Annotated in this window: 18 protein-coding genes, 4 tRNA genes, 1 pseudogene and 1 riboswitch; of the genes and pseudogenes, 13 read left to right on the top strand and 10 right to left on the bottom strand. The window is 55.9% G+C overall.

All coding sequences use genetic code 11. The features are described from left to right. Positions 1-76: 76 nt before the first annotated feature. The gene (locus RHM68_RS18465) at positions 77-586 is read right to left on the bottom strand and encodes a 6,7-dimethyl-8-ribityllumazine synthase (RefSeq protein WP_322217545.1); all 510 of its coding nucleotides are present in this window, start codon (positions 584-586) and stop codon (positions 77-79) included. 103 nt (positions 587-689) lie between these two features. Continuing rightward, positions 690-861: riboswitch (FMN riboswitch) on the bottom strand. A 196-nt stretch (positions 862-1,057) separates the two neighbouring features. Between RHM68_RS18465 and ltaE the strand changes: the two genes are divergently transcribed. From ltaE to RHM68_RS18430, 7 genes are all read left to right on the top strand, one after another. Next, positions 1,058-2,062: a low-specificity L-threonine aldolase gene (gene ltaE / locus RHM68_RS18460; RefSeq protein WP_322217543.1), complete on the top strand. Its 1,005-nt coding sequence runs from the start codon at positions 1,058-1,060 to the stop codon at positions 2,060-2,062. Between the two features lie 145 nt (positions 2,063-2,207). Next, entirely contained in the window at positions 2,208-4,826 is a 2,619-nt protein-coding gene (gene alaS, locus RHM68_RS18455; RefSeq protein WP_322217542.1) for an alanine--tRNA ligase, read from the top strand. Positions 4,827-4,916: 90 nt separating this feature from the next. Next, positions 4,917-6,158 carry an aspartate kinase gene (locus tag RHM68_RS18450; protein ID WP_322217540.1) on the top strand — a complete coding sequence of 414 codons (1,242 nt, stop codon included), beginning with the start codon at positions 4,917-4,919 and terminating at the stop codon, positions 6,156-6,158. Positions 6,159-6,345: 187 nt separating this feature from the next. Further along, positions 6,346-6,534, top strand: coding sequence for a carbon storage regulator CsrA (gene csrA, locus RHM68_RS18445; protein ID WP_002554426.1), 189 nt, complete (start codon positions 6,346-6,348; stop codon positions 6,532-6,534). Between the two features lie 62 nt (positions 6,535-6,596). Further along, positions 6,597-6,687: transfer RNA gene (locus RHM68_RS18440), tRNA-Ser, on the top strand. 108 nt (positions 6,688-6,795) lie between these two features. Further along, positions 6,796-6,872, top strand: a tRNA-Arg gene (locus RHM68_RS18435). Between the two features lie 72 nt (positions 6,873-6,944). Then, positions 6,945-7,021, top strand: a tRNA-Arg gene (locus RHM68_RS18430). A gap of 19 nt (positions 7,022-7,040) precedes the next feature. On the opposite strand, the gene RHM68_RS18425 is transcribed toward RHM68_RS18430, so the two are convergent. Further along, entirely contained in the window at positions 7,041-7,559 is a 519-nt protein-coding gene (locus RHM68_RS18425) for a cell envelope protein SmpA (protein WP_322217538.1), read from the bottom strand. 319 nt (positions 7,560-7,878) lie between these two features. Here RHM68_RS18425 and mgtE point away from each other — a divergent pair, with 319 nt between their 5' ends. After that, the gene (gene mgtE, locus RHM68_RS18420; RefSeq protein ID WP_322217535.1) at positions 7,879-9,321 is read left to right on the top strand and encodes a magnesium transporter; all 1,443 of its coding nucleotides are present in this window, start codon (positions 7,879-7,881) and stop codon (positions 9,319-9,321) included. Positions 9,322-9,469: 148 nt separating this feature from the next. Here the strand turns inward: mgtE and RHM68_RS18415 are convergent, their stop codons facing one another. Further along, positions 9,470-9,796 carry an Arc family DNA-binding protein gene (locus tag RHM68_RS18415; protein ID WP_003178899.1) on the bottom strand — a complete coding sequence of 109 codons (327 nt, stop codon included), beginning with the start codon at positions 9,794-9,796 and terminating at the stop codon, positions 9,470-9,472. 386 nt (positions 9,797-10,182) lie between these two features. On the opposite strand from RHM68_RS18415, the gene phnN reads away from it, so the two are divergent. Then, on the top strand, positions 10,183-10,755 hold the full coding sequence (gene phnN / locus RHM68_RS18410) for a phosphonate metabolism protein/1,5-bisphosphokinase (PRPP-forming) PhnN (RefSeq protein ID WP_322217517.1): 573 nt from the start codon (positions 10,183-10,185) through the stop codon (positions 10,753-10,755). Here the strand turns inward: phnN and RHM68_RS18405 are convergent. Beyond that, entirely contained in the window at positions 10,730-10,909 is a 180-nt protein-coding gene (locus tag RHM68_RS18405; RefSeq protein ID WP_322217515.1) for a PA3371 family protein, read from the bottom strand. The genes phnN and RHM68_RS18405 overlap by 26 nt on opposite strands. A gap of 22 nt (positions 10,910-10,931) precedes the next feature. Further along, entirely contained in the window at positions 10,932-11,165 is a 234-nt protein-coding gene (locus tag RHM68_RS18400) for a hypothetical protein (RefSeq protein WP_322217513.1), read from the bottom strand. Between the two features lie 293 nt (positions 11,166-11,458). Here RHM68_RS18400 and RHM68_RS18395 point away from each other — a divergent pair. Beyond that, positions 11,459-11,535, top strand: a tRNA-Arg gene (locus tag RHM68_RS18395). Positions 11,536-11,670: 135 nt separating this feature from the next. On the opposite strand, the gene RHM68_RS18390 is transcribed toward RHM68_RS18395, so the two are convergent. The 5 genes and pseudogenes from RHM68_RS18390 to RHM68_RS18365 all read right to left on the bottom strand — a co-directional run. Continuing rightward, on the bottom strand, positions 11,671-12,033 hold the full coding sequence (locus RHM68_RS18390; RefSeq protein WP_322217509.1) for a hypothetical protein: 363 nt from the start codon (positions 12,031-12,033) through the stop codon (positions 11,671-11,673). 44 nt (positions 12,034-12,077) lie between these two features. Then, a complete protein-coding gene (locus RHM68_RS26780) occupies positions 12,078-13,073 on the bottom strand; it encodes a recombinase family protein (RefSeq protein WP_416195202.1) in 996 nt (331 codons plus the stop codon). Positions 13,074-13,691: 618 nt separating this feature from the next. Beyond that, complete coding sequence (locus RHM68_RS18375; RefSeq protein WP_322217507.1) at positions 13,692-14,381, bottom strand: hypothetical protein; 690 nt, start codon at positions 14,379-14,381, stop codon at positions 13,692-13,694. A 72-nt stretch (positions 14,382-14,453) separates the two neighbouring features. Further along, on the bottom strand, positions 14,454-14,810 hold the full coding sequence (locus RHM68_RS18370; RefSeq protein ID WP_201136836.1) for a hypothetical protein: 357 nt from the start codon (positions 14,808-14,810) through the stop codon (positions 14,454-14,456). Next, positions 14,795-15,186 (bottom strand): annotated as a pseudogene (locus tag RHM68_RS18365) (hypothetical protein); the annotation flags it as partial. The gene RHM68_RS18370 and the pseudogene RHM68_RS18365, both read right to left, overlap by 16 nt. Positions 15,187-15,476: 290 nt before the next feature. On the opposite strand from RHM68_RS18365, the gene RHM68_RS18360 reads away from it, so the two are divergent. The 3 genes from RHM68_RS18360 (at position 15,477) to RHM68_RS18350 (ending at position 19,205) form a co-directional block, all read left to right on the top strand. After that, entirely contained in the window at positions 15,477-17,081 is a 1,605-nt protein-coding gene (locus RHM68_RS18360) for a response regulator (protein WP_322217505.1), read from the top strand. Then, the gene (locus RHM68_RS18355) at positions 17,078-17,767 is read left to right on the top strand and encodes a HAMP domain-containing sensor histidine kinase (RefSeq protein WP_322217503.1); all 690 of its coding nucleotides are present in this window, start codon (positions 17,078-17,080) and stop codon (positions 17,765-17,767) included. The genes RHM68_RS18360 and RHM68_RS18355 overlap by 4 nt, the downstream gene beginning before the upstream one ends. Positions 17,768-17,963: 196 nt before the next feature. Continuing rightward, the gene (locus RHM68_RS18350) at positions 17,964-19,205 is read left to right on the top strand and encodes a glutamine synthetase family protein (RefSeq protein ID WP_322223846.1); all 1,242 of its coding nucleotides are present in this window, start codon (positions 17,964-17,966) and stop codon (positions 19,203-19,205) included. Positions 19,206-19,227 lie beyond the last annotated feature (22 nt).

Here is a 19,227-nt window from a genome sequence, read left to right as displayed (position 1 = left end):
GTCATCGAGAGCGGGCCAGCTCCCACGTTTGATTTGAGTGAGGCCTGAGACCTCACCCACCTACATAGGTTTGTGTTTAGACCGCTAGAGCCCGCGGCTCGCTACGACGCAACGCACGCGTTTTGTGCAGTGTGTCGGCACACGTCTTCGCCGCTTCCTGACCTTTATGCACGAAGTGTTCGAAGAAAAACTTCTGATGTTCCTCGCCCGCATGGAAGTGGTGCGGCGTCAAAACCACTGAAAACACGGGCACTTCAGTCTCCAGTTGTACCTGCATCAGGCCGCTGATCACCGACTGGGCGACGAACTCGTGGCGGTAGATCCCACCGTCCACTACCAGGCCAGCGGCGACGATGCCGGCGTACCGGCCAGATTTAGCCAGCAGTTTGGCGTGCAGCGGAATTTCAAAGGCGCCGCCGACTTCGAAGCAGTCGATGTCCGACTCCTGATAACCCTGAGCAATCATTTCAGCGACGAAGCCCTTACGGCTCTGGTCGACGATTTCCTTGTGCCAGCAGGCCTGGATAAACGCTACGCGCTCGCCTTGGTGGTTTTTACTTTTGCTGTCGATTGCGGTGGGTTGCATGTTCTGACTCCTGTTTGTGTAAAAAACAGGGCTTATGAATCGAATGGGATTTAAAGGGTATGCACGCTCGCACGAATGCTCGCGGACGGCCCTTTGGCGCCAATCCCGTTCTCTCTTCATCCGGACTATGACCGTCGGCCCCGGGATCACACCGGGTCTGCTGACCTTGCCGTCAGGCAGTGCCGAAGCCGTGCCTGCCACCAAGCGCTCGCGGGCTATGCGCGTTGCGCGCAATTACCGCCGGTGGGGAGTTGCACCCCGCCCTGAGAACGTTTCCCCGCCAGTTTGTTTGGCGGCGAAGCGTTTTTAACACATATTCGGTGCCTGCGCATGGCTGCTTTCTGATAAGTGATATCGAGTTTTTCGAAGGCTCAAAGCGCCTTTTCCTAACCCAAGGGTTGATTATTCCTCGGTATGACCGCAGTAATTCAATCCAGAAAGGGACTTCCCCTGTTAACCGAGGCCAGATTCATGAGCGTGATCGATCTTCGCAGCGACACCGTCACTCAGCCGACCCCAGAGATGCTCGACGCAATGGCCTGCGCGGCCACCGGTGACGACGTTTACGGCGAAGACCCGACGGTCAATCGTTTGGAAGCTGAGCTGGCAAGTCGACTGGGTTTTGCCGCTGCATTGTTTGTCCCTACGGGCACCATGAGTAACCTGCTGGGCCTGATGGCGCATTGCGAACGCGGTGATGAATACATCGTCGGCCAGCAGGCCCATACCTATAAGTACGAAGGTGGCGGCGCGGCAGTGCTGGGGTCGATCCAGCCGCAGCCGCTGGAAATGCAGGCTGACGGCTCCCTGGACCTGTCGCATGTAGCCGCCGCGCTCAAGCCCGACGATTTCCACTTTGCCCGCACCCGCCTGTTGGCGTTGGAGAACACCATGCAGGGCAAGGTCCTGCCGTTGGAGTATCTGGCCCAGGCGCGCAGTTTTACCCGTGAGCACGGCTTGGCTTTGCACCTGGATGGGGCTCGGCTCTATAACGCGGCGGTTAAATTAGGCGTTGATGCCCGAGAGATCACGCAGCATTTCGATTCCGTGTCGGTGTGTCTGTCCAAGGGCCTGGGGGCGCCGATTGGTTCGGTGTTGCTTGGCACGGTGGAGTTGATCACCAAGGCACGTCGTCTGCGCAAAATGGTCGGCGGCGGCATGCGTCAGGCCGGGATTCTGGCAGCGGCAGGTTTGTACGCGCTTGATCACAACGTTCAGCGTCTGGCCGATGATCATGCCAACGCTCAACGCCTGGCCGAGGGGCTGCGAGCCGCGGGTTATGAGGTCGAGCCGGTGCAGACCAACATGGTTTACGTGAACGTGGGCGATAAGGCCGAAGCGATCAAGGCGTTCGCCGCTGAACGTGCAATCAAGCTCAGCGCTGCCTCGCGCCTGCGAATGGTCACGCACATGGACGTGTGTGCTGCGCAAATCGAGCAGGTGGTCGCTAGATTCGTCGAGTTTTCTCGCCACTGAGGGCATTAGCCGTCCAATTGGCCGTTTCTATCGTATAAACACGCTGTACCCCGCGCGCAGGGCCGATATAATGCGGCCCTTTGCCGTCGCTTCGTCTGATGACGTTTTGCACAGGCCTTTGGCCGCAGCCTCCGTGGAAGAACCTATGAAAAGCGCAGAAATCCGTGAAGCCTTCCTTCGCTTCTTCGAAGAACAAGGCCACACCCGTGTAGCCTCCAGCTCTTTGATTCCGGGCAACGACCCAACCCTGCTGTTCACTAACGCGGGGATGAACCAGTTCAAGGACTGCTTCCTGGGCCAGGAAAAACGTGCGTATACACGCGCAACCAGCAGCCAGAAGTGTGTGCGTGCCGGTGGCAAGAACAGCGACCTGGAGAACGTCGGTTATACCGCTCGTCACCACACGTTCTTTGAAATGCTCGGTAACTTCAGCTTCGGCGATTACTTCAAGCGTGATGCGATCACCTACGCCTGGACCTTCTTGACGGGTGTATTGGCCCTGCCCAAAGAAAAGCTCTGGGTGACGGTCTACGCGAGCGACGACGAAGCCTATGACATCTGGACTCAGGTGATCGGGGTTCCTGTCGAGCGCATGATCCGCATCGGCGACAACAAAGGGGCGCCATACGCCTCTGACAACTTCTGGACCATGGGCGATACCGGCCCGTGTGGTCCTTGCACCGAGATTTTTTACGATCACGGCGCTGATATCTGGGGCGGCCCACCGGGCTCGCCGGAAGAAGACGGCGACCGTTACATCGAAATCTGGAACAACGTGTTCATGCAATTCAACCGCACCGCCGACGGCGTGTTGCATCCCTTACCAGCCCCGTCGGTGGACACCGGCATGGGCCTGGAGCGGATCAGTGCGGTGATGCAGCACGTTCATTCCAACTATGAAATCGACCTGTTCAAAAACCTGTTAGTCGCGTCGGCTCAGGCTATTGGGTGCAGCAATGACGATCAGTCGTCCCTCAAAGTCGTGTCCGATCATATCCGTTCATGTGGCTTTCTGATTGCCGACGGCGTACTGCCATCCAATGAAGGTCGTGGCTATGTGCTGCGCCGGATCATTCGTCGTGCCTGCCGTCACGGCAACAAGTTGGGGGCCACGGGCAGCTTTTTCTACAAGATCGTTGCCGCGCTGGTGGCCGAGATGGGCGAAGCCTTTCCTGAACTTAAGCAGCAACAGGCCAACATCGAGCGTGTGCTCAAGGCTGAAGAAGAGCAGTTTTCGAAGACCCTGGAACACGGTCTGAAAATTCTCGAGCAGGATCTGCTTGAGCTTAAAGGCACAGTGGTGCCGGGCGACGTGGTGTTCAAACTGTATGACACCTACGGCTTCCCGATGGACCTCACCGCCGACATCGCCCGCGAACGCAGTCTGACCGTGGACGAGGAAGGCTTCGAGCGCGAAATGGAAGCCCAGCGTGTCCGTGCGCGTTCGGCCAGTTCGTTCGGTCTGGATTACAACACACTGGTCAAGGTCGACGTAGCGACCGCGTTCACCGGCTACAACGCCACCCGCGGTTCGGCGAAAGTTGTCGCTATCTATAAAAACGGCGCGTCGGTCGATGTGTTGAGTGAAGGCGAAGAGGGCGTGGTTGTTCTCGATCAGACCCCTTTCTACGCTGAGTCCGGCGGTCAAATCGGTGATTGCGGCTATCTGCAGACCGGCAGCGGTCGTTTCGACGTGCGCGACACGACAAAGACCGGTGGTGCATTCCTGCACCACGGCGTGTTGGCGTCAGGCAGCCTGATGGTAGGTTCGCCAGTGGACACTCACGTTGAAGCTGACGTGCGCCACGCCACATCGCTGAACCACTCGGCCACTCACTTACTGCACGCTGCACTGCGCCAGGTACTGGGCGATCACGTTCAACAGAAAGGCTCGCTGGTCGACAGTCAGCGCCTGCGTTTTGACTTCAGCCACTTCGAAGCCATCAAGCCCGAGCAGTTGAAGGCGCTGGAAGATATCGTCAACGCCGAGATTCGTAAGAACTCCGCCGTTGAGACAGAAGAAACTGACATCGACACCGCCAAGAAAAAAGGCGCGATGGCGTTGTTTGGCGAGAAGTACGGCGACAATGTGCGCGTACTGAGCATGGGCGGTGATTTCTCCGTCGAGCTGTGCGGTGGCATCCACGCCAACCGCACGGGCGATATCGGCCTGCTGAAAATCATTAGCGAAGGCGGTGTGGCCTCTGGCGTGCGTCGTATTGAAGCTTTGACCGGTGCCGCTGCATTGGCTTACTTGAACGGTGCGGAAGAGCAGCTCAAGGAAGCGGCGAACCTGGTCAAGGGCAGTCGCGAGAACCTGATAGACAAGCTGTCGGCTGTGCTGGAGCGCAATCGTCTGCTGGAGAAACAACTCGAGCAGTTGCAGGCCAAGGCAGCCAGCGCGGCCGGCGACGATTTGTCGGCTTCGGCGCTGGATGTTAAAGGCGTAAAAGTGTTGGCCGTGCGTCTGGACGGTCAGGACGGCAAAGCGTTGTTGGCGCTGGTCGACCAACTGAAAAATAAACTCGGCCGCGCAGTGATCCTGCTCGGCAGTGTCCATGAGGAAAAGGTCGTTCTGGTTGCAGGCGTAACCAAAGACCTGACTGGCCAACTCAAAGCCGGTGATTTGATGAAGCAAGCCGCTGCGGCAGTGGGCGGGAAGGGCGGTGGTCGTCCGGACATGGCGCAGGGCGGTGGTGTAGACGCTGGCGCACTGGACGCTGCATTGGCCCTGACCGTTCCATTTGTGGAACAGGGTCTATAAGGCAGTGTGCCGGGCTCGCAGTCTAGTGGCGGGCCCAGCAGCTGTTTGAGTGATTATTGGGCGCCCTTCATGGGCAGAGGCGGCTTTGAAATGGCTTTGATCGTACAGAAATTTGGAGGCACCTCAGTCGGCACCGTCGAGAGAATCGAGCAGGTCGCCGACAAGGTTAAGAAATTCCGCGATGCCGGTGATGACCTGGTGGTTGTGCTGTCTGCAATGAGCGGCGAAACCAACCGTCTGATCGATCTGGCCAAGCAAATCAGTGGCGACGATCAACCCGTCCCGCGTGAGTTGGATGTGATCGTCTCCACCGGAGAACAGGTGACCATTGCCCTGTTGGCCATGGCGTTGATCAAGCGTGGCGTGCCTGCGGTGTCCTACACGGGCAACCAGGTACGGATTCTGACGGACAGCGCGCATAACAAAGCGCGTATCTTGCAGATTGACGATCAGAAGATTCGTGCTGATTTGAAGGCCGGTCGTGTTGTCGTTGTCGCCGGTTTCCAGGGCGTCGATGAGCACGGCAACATCACCACCCTCGGTCGCGGCGGTTCCGACACTACTGGTGTGGCGTTGGCAGCAGCTTTGAAGGCGGATGAGTGCCAGATCTATACCGATGTCGACGGTGTGTACACCACCGACCCGCGCGTGGTGTCTGTGGCTCAGCGCCTGGACAAGATTACCTTTGAAGAGATGCTGGAAATGGCCAGCCTCGGTTCCAAGGTGTTGCAGATTCGCGCGGTGGAGTTCGCCGGCAAGTACAACGTTCCGCTGCGCGTATTGCACAGCTTTAAGGAGGGTCCGGGCACCCTCATTACTATTGATGAAGAGGAAACCATGGAACAGCCGATCATTTCCGGCATCGCTTTCAATCGCGATGAAGCCAAGCTGACCATCCGTGGCGTGCCAGACACCCCGGGTGTTGCGTTCAAGATTCTCGGCCCGATCAGCGCCGCGAACATCGAAGTCGACATGATCGTGCAGAACGTTGCGCACGATAACACCACCGACTTCACCTTTACCGTACACCGCAACGACTTCCAGGCGGCGCAAACCGTGCTGGAAAACACGGCTCGTGAGATCGGTGCCCGTGAAATCGTTGGTGACATCAAGATCGCCAAGGTTTCTATCGTCGGTGTTGGTATGCGTTCCCACGCAGGTGTGGCTAGCCGCATGTTTGAATCGCTGGCCAAGGAAAGCATCAACATCCAGATGATCTCGACCTCGGAAATCAAAGTTTCCGTCGTGATCGAAGAGAAGTACCTGGAGCTTGCTGTGCGCGCTCTGCACACAGCTTTCGAATTGGATGCGCCGGCCCGTCAAGGCGAGTGAGTGCGTTCCTCGAAGGGCGCGGTCAGACCGCGCCCTTCGTTTTTTTGAGTGGCGCGACCTAAAACTTTTCTTTTGCTCGCGCTGGTCAATACTCAGGCATGTAGGGCTGCGATCATTTCGGTTGTAGGTCGGGTGCCTTTTTTTTGCAGACTGTTGTTCCTGAAATGAAATGCGTGAGGAGAAAGGTATGCTGATTCTGACTCGTCGATGCGCAGAAAGCCTGATTATTGGTGATGGCGAAATCACTGTGACGGTGCTCGGCGTCAAAGGAAATCAAGTGCGTATTGGTGTCAACGCCCCGAAAGAGGTGGCTGTGCATCGTGAGGAAATTTACCTGCGTATCAAGAAAGAGAAGGACGAAGAACCAAGCCATTAATTTTTATCGTTTTTTATGTTTGCAAACGGGGAAGAAGCTGGTTAATATACGCCCCGTGTTGCGGAGAGCTGGCCGAGTGGCCGAAGGCGCTCCCCTGCTAAGGGAGTACACCTCAAAAGGGTGTCGGGGGTTCGAATCCCCCGTTCTCCGCCATTATTTGCGTAGTACGTTGTAATCTGGCTTCTTCGGTAAGTTGTTGAAATTACTAGAAAAAAGCGCTTTACAAAAAGATTCAACGGCCTATAATGCGCGGCAACAAATGCACTCGTAGCTCAGCTGGATAGAGTACTCGGCTACGAACCGAGCGGTCACAGGTTCGAATCCTGTCGAGTGCACCATTTAAGAGCCATTTGCAGTAATGTGAATGACTTTGCTTCAACCAGTTGTGGTCTGGTTAAAAAACACAAAATGCACTCGTAGCTCAGCTGGATAGAGTACTCGGCTACGAACCGAGCGGTCACAGGTTCGAATCCTGTCGAGTGCACCAAACACCAAAAAGCCTGCGTCTAACGCGGGCTTTTTGCTGTCTGGGTTTTAGGTTTTCCTTTGACGCATCCTTTCTCATCAAATGAGACCTGTGCCGTGCGACCTTGCTTGAGCTCGTAGCGGTAGTTTGTCGTCGAATTTCGAATGCTGATCTTGTCGGGTTTGCCGAGGGCGCTTTCAACATCCCGCTGGGTCATGCCGGAGATGACCCTCTGATTGATGATGGCCTCGCGACGTTGTTTGGCGTTGATCACGTTTGCGCATGGATCCTCTGATTGACCGACAACGGTAGGCTCCCTTCTTTTTATATTTTTACCGGATGTGGCGTGATCGCTGGCTTCGGGCATGACCGCAGCGGTGGTGCCTGGCGTAAACGGTTTTACGTCTTGGTGTGAGAGGCTGTCTCCGGTTGCACAGCTCATTGTGGTGAAGGTGACGCTGCCATCGGGCGACGCGCATCGATTAATCATCGTCGCGGGCGCCCAGGTGGGCAGCCAGAGCAGGGTGGTGAGTAAAAAATACTGGGTGCGCGATGGCATTAATCGTCCTCCATGACGGTCTGTCTAAAGGGTAGCCGCTACATTTTGCGGCAGTGGTGTGTTTTCTTTTCAGGATGAGTCGTCGCAGTTTCATGGATCAAGACAGTGCTTAGGTTTGTCTCGCAAGCGCTTGTTTCGGCCGCGCTTTTTTAACGTTTAAACCGTCGAGCGGTGTATCATTGCGCCCGTCAGCCCCGCCGGGGCTTGTGGAAAACCTCCATGGACTTACCCAGTAGTTGCTCAGTGTCCCGTTTTTCCAATCATGAATTGACTGATTGATCCTTCCGGCGTTCCCCGCTGCTGGGAGTGGAGTTCGCCTATGTCAGAAGTAGAAGTAAAGAAAACGCAGGAAAGCTTGCAAGACCGCCTCGCTCAAGTCGTTGAGCTGCTGCAGCGCCAGCGGGTGGTCGAAGACCTGACGCATCGCCAGGAAGGTCCGAATCACGACCGGGTCGAGAACCTGGTTCATCGTCAAAACCTCGTTGAGCTGCAACGCAAGCTTGATGATCTGCACTCCGCCGACGTTGCCTACATTCTTGAAGCCTTGCCGCTGGGCGATCGTCTGATGCTCTGGCAGTTGGTCAAGGCTGATCGCGACGGCGACATTCTGCTCGAAGTATCCGACTCGGTTCGTGAAACCCTGATCGCTGACATGGACGATCAGGAGCTCTTGGCAGCGGCCAGGGACATGGATGCTGATGAGCTTGCCGACTTGGCCTCAGAGCTGCCGCGAGACGTCGTCCACGAGCTGATGGAAACCCTTGATGGTCAACAGCGCGAGCGCGTCCGCTCCGCGTTGTCCTATGACGAGGAGCAGGTCGGTGCGCTGATGGACTTTGAAATGGTGACCATTCGCGAGGATGTCAGTCTCGAAGTGGTTCTACGCTACTTGCGTCGTCTCAAGGAACTGCCAAGCCATACCGATAAATTGTTTGTGGTTGATTATGATGGCGTGCTCAAGGGCGTGCTGCCGATCAAACGTTTGCTGGTCAACGACCCCGACAAGCAAGTTACGGACGTCATGGCCAGCGACCCGGTGAGTTTTCACCCGGACGAAGATGCCTATGACGCCGCTCAGGCGTTCGAGCGTTATGACTTGATCTCCGCGCCCGTCGTCGACAAGGGCGGCAAGCTGATCGGTCGTCTGACCATCGATGAAATGGTCGACCTGATTCGTGAAGAGAGCGAAAACGAAGTGCTCAACATGGCGGGTCTACGCGAAGAAGAGGATATTTTTGCCTCAGTCTGGAAGTCTCTGCGTAACCGTTGGGCCTGGTTGGCGGTGAACCTGATTACGGCGTTTATTGCGTCCCGAGTGATTGGTCTGTTCGAAGGCTCTATTGAGAAGCTGGTGGCGCTCGCGGCATTGATGCCGATTGTGGCGGGTATTGGTGGCAATTCGGGTAATCAAACGATCACTATGATTGTTCGAGCCATGGCCCTTGATCAGGTCAGTACGGGCAACACGTCGCGCCTGATGCGTAAGGAATTGGCGGTCGGGCTGATCAACGGACTGGTGTGGGGTGGGGTGATTGGTGTTGTGGCCTATCTGCTTTATGGCAGTTGGTCGCTTGGCGTCGTGATGACTGCAGCCATGACGCTCAACCTGCTGTTGGCGGCATTGATGGGGGTGTTGATTCCCATGACGTTGGTGCGACTGGGGCGTGACCCGGCAATGGGCGCCAGCGTAATGATCACGGCCATGACCGATAGTGGCGGGTTCTTTATCTTCCTCGGGCTGGCAACCATTTTCCTGCTTTGATTTGTTAATACGGCCTGCCAATCGGTGGGCTGTTTCTTTTTCAGTTCAGTATTTTCAATATTGGCCTCGCTGCCGATAGAGCATCTTTCGGTCAAATTTCAGACAAAAAAAAGCCAGCAATTAAGCTGGCTTGAGCGTTCGCGTTGAATCAGGAAGCGTCTGCGGCCATTTCAGCGTCATGGGCGATCAGCGAAACGAGCGCATTTTGCTGGCGATGAGAGAGTTGGCGGAAGCGTTGCAACAGCTCGCGCTCGTGCAAAGACAGCTCAGGGCTGTCCAGACGCATGCTCAACTCTTCACCCAGCGCGCCTTCTTGGATAAGGCTCTGCTCAAGACGCGCAATGATTTCGGAGTTCATGCTGCGATGATGATTGCGAGCCACTTCGGCAATGCGTTCACGCATTCCGTCTGGCAGACGTACGACGAATTTGTCAGCCGTACGGCTCGAATAAATTGCCTGTTTCAATGGGCGCATATATTTAACCGGTTAGTTCAGGGGAGCGGTTCTCGGGATTGGCCGCAGGATGTCTGATAGGACAAGAACTCTGGCCAAATGTTCAACCTGAATTGATAGAGGCTCGCATCATGCCTCAAGGTTGCCAGATCATTGGCGTCAATTCTGTGACAAATATTGAACTGGCTAAAGGCTTTATGCCAGCACCAATTATCAGAAATGCGGACTGGTTTGAAATCTCTGCCTGGGTCTGCATCGCTGACCGCGTCCTCGTGCCTATCAGGTGATGTCCGAAGACGCCTGAAGGTGCATGCTATGCGGATTCGATCATTGTTCCTTACCTGTACAGGATAGTGGCAAATGGCCGATTTACTAGAGGCGAACGCGTTTTGCGGGATGATTTCAGGATGGATGGCAGGCTGATTTACCTGATGGGGCCTTCCGGGTCGGGCAAAGACAGTCTCATTGAGGCCGCCCGAGTGCCTTTGCGGGCGCTTAATTGCAAGATAGTGCGCCGCGTCATCACGCGTTCTGCCGAATCCGTGGGCGAAGATGCCGTGGGTGTGTCCCGCGAGGAGTTCGAATATCAGCAGGCTGACGGTGAATTCGCCCTGTCTTGGCACGCCAATGGCCTGGATTACGGTATTCCTGTCGTCATTGATCAGTGGCTTCGCGAGGGTATACACGTAGTGATCAACGGCTCTCGTGCGCACTTGCCTGAGGCGCTGCGTCAATACCCTGCGCTGGTGCCGGTGATGTTGACCGTCAAGGATGAAGTATTGCGTGAGCGATTGCTAAGGCGCGGCCGTGAAAGCCTGGAGGAAATCGAAGCAAGGCTGCGCCGTAATGAGTTGTTTACAACTGGAGTTTCAATCGGCGAAGTACCTCTTCATCGACTAGATAACTCGGGCGACCTGGACGTCACGGTCGCCAATCTCCTCAGGCTGCTGGCTTCTAGCGCAGTACCGGATCGAACTTGATCCGTCGCCCGGCAATCAGTGCCAGTACAAACAGTCCGCCAAATACGCCGCAGGCAATCAGGGGCGGAGTGACAAACGTGTCCTTGACCCATGACAGATGAAGAAGGCCGCTAAACAAGGCCAGAATTAAAAATCCTGTCGCAGATTTGGACATCGGGTGCTCCTGGTGAGGTGATTCAAAATATCCAGCGTTCTGAAGGCGGCTGTCCTGCCCCGTCAACAGGTTGGTTGACCGCTTGGTTTACAGCGCCGCGCTGAACATTCATGACCGCTAGTTGTGGTGCTTTTTGCAATTGCAGGTAATGAGGCATGCGCTGGGCAACCGGTTCAGCGCCGCTCTCAGGTGCAAAATGAACACCGAGCAACATGGCCAGAGCCATCGCATTCGAGAGTAAAAGGGCGCTTTTCAAGAGGTTGTCCTCCGCTGTTCTTCGAAAACAGCTCAAGCAGCCGGCATGCCAAGAGTTTACAGGCTATTAAATCCTTTAAAAACAATGAATTAGCTATCTATGGTGGAGAGGTGTGATTGCATTTTGCAATGAGGATGGGTTTGGGGTAATGCAATTTGCACGGTAAACAAAAGCCACAGAGACCTGTGGCACTTGCCTACACTTAAAAAGCCCACGGACGACATGACAAAAACGGGTGTGGCCGTTAACATGCACGCCGTCCATCGCAGCGCGGTCCTCGCGCAGTGGCGTTTGTCTCAGTAGCTCAATTGGATAGAGCATCCCCCTCCTAAGGGGAAGGCTGGCAGTTCGAACCTGCCCTGGGACACCATATAATTCAAGGCCTCCAGCGATTTAAGCCCTCAGCTTCAAAACCTCATGGGTGCGGGGTGGGTGCAAAAGGATTGCTTCAGGCATTAAAAAGCCCCGCTCAGGATCTGCTGGCGGGGCTTTTTTTATTCTCTATTTATGGGGCTGGAGGATACAGCTCGCCATCATCACCCTGGGCGTTCGCGCCAAGTCGACTCGCGACATCGATCATTTTTTTTATCGCGTCATCAGACGGGTTTTTGGTGTAGAGCTCTCCCAGTGTCGGGTTAAACCAGATTGGGAATGTCTCAGTACCTAGCGTTACTAAAAAATCGTTCTTGGTGTTCTTCGTGTCCAAAGTGATCTGCGGGTCTTGGGCAATGTATTTTTCCCAGTCTGAAATGCTGATGGTTGGCCCATCCTCGTCTGCCCAAAAGGCCTTTCGAGTGATGTGCAAATCGTACCCAGCAAAAACTGCACTGCTGGTTAATGCCAGAATGAAAAAAGCTATTACCCGCATACCAGATCCATCCGTTTGTAGTGTTCAGGGCTCTCAGAGTTGAGCTAGGCGACCAAATCCCTAATTCTGAGAACAGTGGTGGTGGAGCAGTTTGCGTGCCGAGCTGTTGCGCGAATGCCGAGGCCGGCGCCGAGCAGTTCGGTCACGCGCTTATGCAGGTCCGCATCTACCGGGCGCCCCTGGTACTTACCGGCCGCCTTAGCCTTCTCGATACCCTGGGCCTGGCGCTCGCGGCGCTGCTCGTAATCCTTGCGGGCAATGGCGGCCATCATCTCCACCAGCATCGAGTTAATGGCGCCGAGCATCCGCCCGGTGAACTCGTCACCTTTGGTGTCCTGCATGCCCTGGTGGCTTGTTGGCAGGTCGAGCGCGACGATGCGCAGCCCCTTGGAATCAATCGCAGCCTTGAGCTTCTGCCAGTCTTCTACAGGAAGGCGTGAGAGGCGGTCTATCGACTCCACCAACAACACGTCACCCTTGCGCGCATCCTTGAGCAGACGCAGTAGCTCAGGCCGGTCTGCGGTCGCACCGCTGGCATTCTCCAGGTACACACTGGCAATGACCTTGTTGTGATCGCTGGTGAACTGCTCGAGCGATTTCCGGGCGCGGCCACCGATCAGCAGACTCTCTTCGCTCCAGTCAAATTGAAACGCCTCGCCGAGGGCAAACGTCAGCGGTACAAAAGCGCGTAAAGACTTGCCTTGCTCCCCTCGCCAAGAGCGCACAAACGCCGTGAGCTGGCTGTAGCCGCCGTCGTAACCCTCGGCCTTGATCTGCTCGAAAAGCGCTTTGGCGCTCCTGCGGTTGTGTTTTGGCCGGAACGAATCGGCCTTGAGCGCCTGTTCCAGCGTCTCGTGGAAAGGGCTGAGTTTGTTGAAGGTTGCGCACCGTTGGTACGCCGGCTGAGTGGCTTCGGGCGCTCTGACCCATTTTCGGATGGTGTTTCTAGAAAGCCCGGTACGCTTGGCTATCTGATGCAGCGAGAGCTTGTCGCGGAAGTACATCCGCCGGATTTTCCCCAACATTTCCATGCTGATCATCCTGTGTTCTCCTGCTCAAAAAGTGAGCAGAAGCAGTTGAACACCTGGGTCAGTTTTCAGTCGGCAGAACAGCCTTTACTGGGTCAGTTTTCGGTCAGCGGCAACACACCTGGGCAGCGTATCGATCTCAGGCTTCTTGTGGACTTTCGAGTGGTTTTTGGCACCGCCTGAAATCAATTAGTGGTGCCAGAGACAGAATCGAACCATGGCCTACAGGCTTTGTAATACGCCAATACTCCCGGTTTGGTTCGTTGGCTTGGCGGTCGTTGCCGGCGTGCCTGATTGCGTGCTGAGCAGCGATGAAGTGGCGACCATCAATCAAAGCGCGATCTCCCGCGCGAGAAACTACTACTTTGCTCGACAGCTTTCGTCAGCACCCGTGATTCGTCGCTCCACTAGCTCACAATTCAGGGGCATCTTTCCAGAGCGCCGAGGCTGATTTGAAACCCGTTGTAGGCTAGGTTGGACCCGCTTCTGGAGCGGGATTTATCCGGGGGAGGTGGGGCTGGGTGGGAGAAGTGAATCGCCCCTGGTGTTGTAGGCATCACATATGGTTTCGTAGATACTTCCAAGCCTCCTAATGAGGCGCAAATGGATGTGCCGTGAACCGTCAGCGTTTTAGTTTTGGCTGGAGCTCTTGGCTTCGCTAGTGAGAAACTTCATATAGAAACCGTGTTCCCGAGCTCTAAGTGCGGCCGTTTCAGCCTCCATCATCTCACCTACAGTGCCAGGAATTGGGCCCAGAATTTTGGGCAGATCTGACACAAGGACTGCGAGCGCATCCAGCGATGCCTTGCAAGCTTTCCCCATTTCGCGCAAGCGGTAGGGCATTATCTGGGCGGCCGAGAGCTGTGTATCTGTCAATTGGCTAGGGCGCGCATCAGTGAGTTTTTTAGTATCCGCCTGTATCCCCATGCGTAGGTCAGCGCAGGCTGTGAGTAGTCCAGCCACGTTACTGTCGGTATGAGCCAGCGCGGTGATCTGTTCGGGAGAGAGCACTAACTCTGGAAGTTCAAGGTTTACGGCAAACCCTATGATGTAGTCATCCATCTGAGCATGGTCTTTGGGGTTAGCTACCTTGTGGTCCAGGAATCCCTGCATAAATTGAGCAGAGAGTTCAGCGCTATTGGCGATCGATCGCACCTTGCCACCAATAGCGATAGCAACGGCCTCAGCCTCCCGCCGTTCCGCTTTTTCCGCGCGACTTTCAGCCTGGTATGCAATGCCGGCCGCTGCCGCTGCAAGTACCAAGGCAAGCCCCGCGATCGCGTCAGATCGAGTCCACTCTGTTGCCCACTTGAATGACATCAGCAATGCCCCTCCTTTGCGTAATAATCGGTTATTCGTTCAGCGAGTCACTAGTCCATTGGGCGTTCGGGTTCAAAGCCTGCTGGCGATTTCCTTCCAGATGTAGGCGTAGTTGTATTGCAGCCAGCGAACAAGCACTTTATCGAACTGCCGACGAAACCAGTTACGCTCTCTCGCTGCTAGCCTTTCTTCTATCGATTCTCTGAGTATGTCGGGGTCGAACCCCGTCCATACCGGAGGCACAGCTGCCACGAGATTGGTGAAGCACACTGGCGCGACCTCTGAATAGAGGATTGTGTAAAGTATTTCAGGGTCGACGCCTCTCACCTTATTCGCCAAATAGTCATATTCGACGGGAAAATCATTGAATGGCTCGGAAAGAGCAGCTCTGACTTTTGTCAGTAGTGGTTCAGTCAAAAGATGTCCCAATGTGTGAGCTCCTCTAACTCTTCGTCCAGTGAGCTCGCCACCGCTTCGCCTGCGACACCACCGGCGATTGTCCCTGCTAAGACAACTGCTATTGCACAAATGGGGGCGCCTGGGCCGCACAATGCGCTAACCCCCATCCCCGCAAGAATACCGCCGACCGCACCAGCACCGACGATGATGCCTTGGCGAGCTGCTTCTTTGGGTTTGTTGTCAGCATTCAATATTTGATAGTTGCTAGAGCCGCAGTCACGAGCACACGAAGCTTGCCCATGATCAACATTTTTTTTGTGCCGGTCGTGAATTTCGCGTTATCACGGCTCGAAGATTCCAGGATGGCTTAGTGAACCTTGTTCTTTTCTACGTCTGAAAGGCTGTCTTATCGTAAGGGGGAAACGGTGTCCTGTCTTTCATGGGGCTCGTTCAACTCATGCCCGGATGACACGATTGCGCTCCAGCGGCTTCAAGGGAATACGTCCTCTGGCCGATAACCCGAATAGCTGTCGTGATCGTTGTTCGTGATAACGGTAAATATCCTGACGAATTGACGAGAATTCGCTTGATAGCCGATGGCCCCCAGCTATCATCTGCGCCCCGCAAGGGGACCGCGACGCTGTGTTTCTCCGTGTATTGCCTTTGGGTTCTTCTTAAATTGCCTGGAAATCTTCGATGCTGTCGTATCACCAAAAGCGTTTTTTGATCGTCGATGATTTCTCGGATTTCCGCAGTTCCGTCAGGTCCATGCTGCGGGAGCTGGGCGTCAAGGATGTTGATACTGCTGACACCGGTGAGCAGGCGCTGCGCATGTGTGGGCAGAAATCCTATGATTTCATCCTGCAGGACTTCCACCTGGGAGACGGTAAGAAGAATGGTCAGCAGGTACTTGAAGACCTGATGGTCGAGAAATTGATCAGCCATGAAAGTGTGTTTGTCATGGTCACCGCCGAAACCAGCCAGGCCATGGTGCTCAGCGCCCTGGAGCACGAGCCGGATGCGTACCTGACCAAACCCTTTAACCGCTCAGGCCTGGCGCAGCGGCTTGAGCGACTGGTGCAACGCAAGACGTTGCTCAAGCCAATCCTGCAGGCGCTTGACCGAGGTAAACCGGTTGAGGTGCTCAATGCCTGTATCGCCCTTTGCAAACAAGACGTGCGCTACTCGCCGTTATGCCTGCGCTACCGTGCCGATGCGCTGCGTGATTTGAATCAAATCGAAGCGCTTGAGCGGCTTTACGACGGCATCATCGTCGACCGCCCGTTGCCCTGGGCGTTCGCTGGTCTTGGCAAGTTGCTGTTCAAGCGTGGTCAGGTGGCTCAGGCCAAAGACGTCTATGAAAAAGCCCTGAAAGTGTTCCCGATGATGCCGGCGCTGTATGACGGCCTGGCGGATACGTTAGTGGCCGAGGGCGATACCAAGGGCGCACAGCGGGTGTTGGAGGAGGCTATTCGGCTCTCGCCGCTGGCGGTTCGTCGGCAAGCGCTGCTGGGCAAGTTGGCAATGACCAACGAAGATTTTGAAACGGCCTCTAAGGCCTATCGGCAAGCCGTGTCCCAAGGCGCGCAATCTCGTTTTAAGGATGCGGAAAGCAACCTGGGCCTGGCTCACGCCTTGATCAGCAAAGGCAGCGACAAGGGCCTTGATAACCGCACTCGACTGGAAATCAACACGACACTGAGCGCGGTGGCTAAGGAAAATCTCGCTGATCCTGGTTTGCAGGTTCGTGCGCGGCTGATGAAGGCCACCAGCCTGTTGCTCAACGATGCCGAGACCGCCGAGAAATTGACCGAACAGGCGATGGCGCGCCTCGATGGCATGGAACAGTTCATGAGTGCCGAAGCGGCGCTGCTGGTGGCCAAGCAGTTGCAAATGCTGGGGCAGGAAGCTGCCGGTGCTTCGATGCTGAAAAACTGCGCGGAAATTTATGGCGATGATCCGGTGGTGATGCAGGGCATCGCCAAGTTGACCGACGACCCGACAATTCTCAACGCCGGCAATGCGGCGGCGGACCTTAACCGCCAGGGTGTTCGCGTGTACAAGACCGGCAATCTGGTGGAGGCCAGGGATGTGTTTCGCAAAGCCCTGGCTTTGCAACCGAAGAACATCAGTATCGCGTTGAACATGGCGCAATCATTGCTGCATGGCACCGACACCAGCGTGCCCTCGGCGGAACTTGAAGAATGTCGGGCGTGCCTGAAAACGGTTGGCCTGATGCCCGATACCGACGCGCGTCATGCCCGGTATCAAAAACTGCGTAGCAAGGCGTTTGGCGAATGAGCGACAGCGAACAGGCACTCGATTTCTCCACGGTGATTGCCTCCACCGTACATGACATGAAGAACTCTCTGACGCTGCTGATGCAGGCTCACAGCCAATGGCTGGCGCGCTTGCCCGACCAGCGGCAGACCCCGGAGCAGGGCGTCATCGATTTCGAATTCGCTCGCCTCAACGGCATGCTGGTGCAGTTGCTGGGGTTGTACAAACTCGGCGTCAACCAGATGCCGTTGCAGCCGGCCTACCATGAGCTGGATGACTTCATTGAGGCGCAACTGGCTTCTCATCAGGAAGTGTTCGCCAGCCGCGGCATCATGGCGACCTATGAAGTTGACCCTTTGAGCCCGCTGGGTTTCTTTGATCGTGAGCTGATTGCCTCGGTGCTTTCCAACTGCATCAACAACGCCATTCGTTATGCCCGTGAGTCACTGTTGATCACGGTCAGCGACGAGGCCGGGCAACTGGTGTTGACCGTCAACGACGACGGCGAAGGGTATCCGCCGCAGATGATCGAGCGTCAGGCCGATTATGTGCAGGGCATTAATCAAAGTACCGGCAGCACCGGTTTGGGCTTGTACTTCGCGGGGCGGATTGCCGCATTGCATCAACGCAACGGTGTTGGCGGCTATACCCGAATCAGCAACGGCGGCCCGTTGGGTGGCGGCGTGTTCAGTCTTTACTTGCCTTGATGTTCTTTTTGTTGGCCGCTGCTTGATATTCCGAACAGCCGGAGCCTATTTTGTACGGGTTGCCGTTCGCGGCTCGCACAACAAGGATTGAGTCATGACAACCGATGGCCAGCGCTCACTCGAGCAGCGATTGACGGGCATTGATGAGATTGAATGTGTCACACCGGATTTGAATGGCGTACCGCGGGGCAAGGTGATGACCGCCGAAGGTTTCCTCGAAGGCCGGCGGTTGCAGATGGCGCGGGGAGTATTGCTGCAATGCATCATGGGCGGATATCCGCCAGCGCGGTTTTATGGCAGCGATGACGGTGACCTGGCGCTGGTTGCCGACCCTGCACAGATCCACAGATTGCCCTGGAGCGAGAAGGCTCGGGCTTTTGCTATTTGTGATGCGGATGAGTTCACCGGGGAAAGCTCCCGGCTGTCGACCCGGGGTCAACTCAAGGCTGTGATTGCGCGGTACGCCGCTCGTGGTCTGGCACCTGTGGTGGCGACCGAGCTGGAGTTCTTCGTGTTTGCGCCCAACACCGACCCAACTCAATCGTTTCTGCCGCCCGTGGGCTTGGACGGGCGCCGCGAGGACGGTCATTCGGCGTTCAGCGTTAGCTCCAATAACGGTTTGCGGCCGTTCTTCAGTGAAGTCTATGACTGCATGGCGGCTCTCGGTTTGCCGCGCGATACTTTTATGCACGAGATGGGCGTCAGCCAGTTTGAGATCAACCTGCTGCACGGTGATCCGTTGCTGCTGGCCGACCAGACGTTTCTGTTCAAGCATCTGCTTAAGGAAGTCGCGCTCAAGCATGATTTGACGGTGGTTTGCATGGCCAAACCCCTGGCCCACACGCCGGGCAGTTCGATGCACATTCACCAGAGCGTTATCGAGATCGGCAGCGGTCGAAACGTATTCAGCGATGAGGCGGGGCAGCCGACAGCGACTTTCCGCCACTTTATTGGGGGGCAGCAGTGCTGTATGGCGGACTTCACGGCCTTGTTCGCGCCCAACGTGAACTCCTATCACCGTTTGTGCCACCCGTATGCGTCGCCGAATAATGCGTGCTGGTCCCATGACAACCGGGCCGCCGGCTTGCGAATTCCAGCCAGTTCGCCGTTGGCTCGTCGGGTCGAGAACCGCTTGCCGGGGGCCGATGCCAACCCTTACCTGGCCATCGCCGCGAGCCTTGCCGCCGGGTTGCACGGTATCGAAAAAGAACTGGAACCGACCGCGGCCATCCAGGGCGAATTCGCAGTGCCAGACAATCTTTCGTTGCCATGTACCTTACACGCGGCTCTTGAGCGTCTGAAACGTAGCCAATTGGCCAAGGAACTGTTCGGCAAGGAGTTCATCGAAGGTTACATCGCTTCGAAGACCATGGAATTGACCAGCTTCTTTGATGAAATTACTCCCTGGGAACGGCGTGTGTTAGCAGCCCAGGCCTGACGACTCGTCGTCTTTCGGGCTA

The organism is Pseudomonas sp. DC1.2 (assembly GCF_034351645.1).
Taxonomy (GTDB): Bacteria; Pseudomonadota; Gammaproteobacteria; order Pseudomonadales; family Pseudomonadaceae; genus Aquipseudomonas.
Note: the sequence above shows the minus strand (reverse complement) of the source record. Positions and strands in the feature narration are given on the sequence as shown.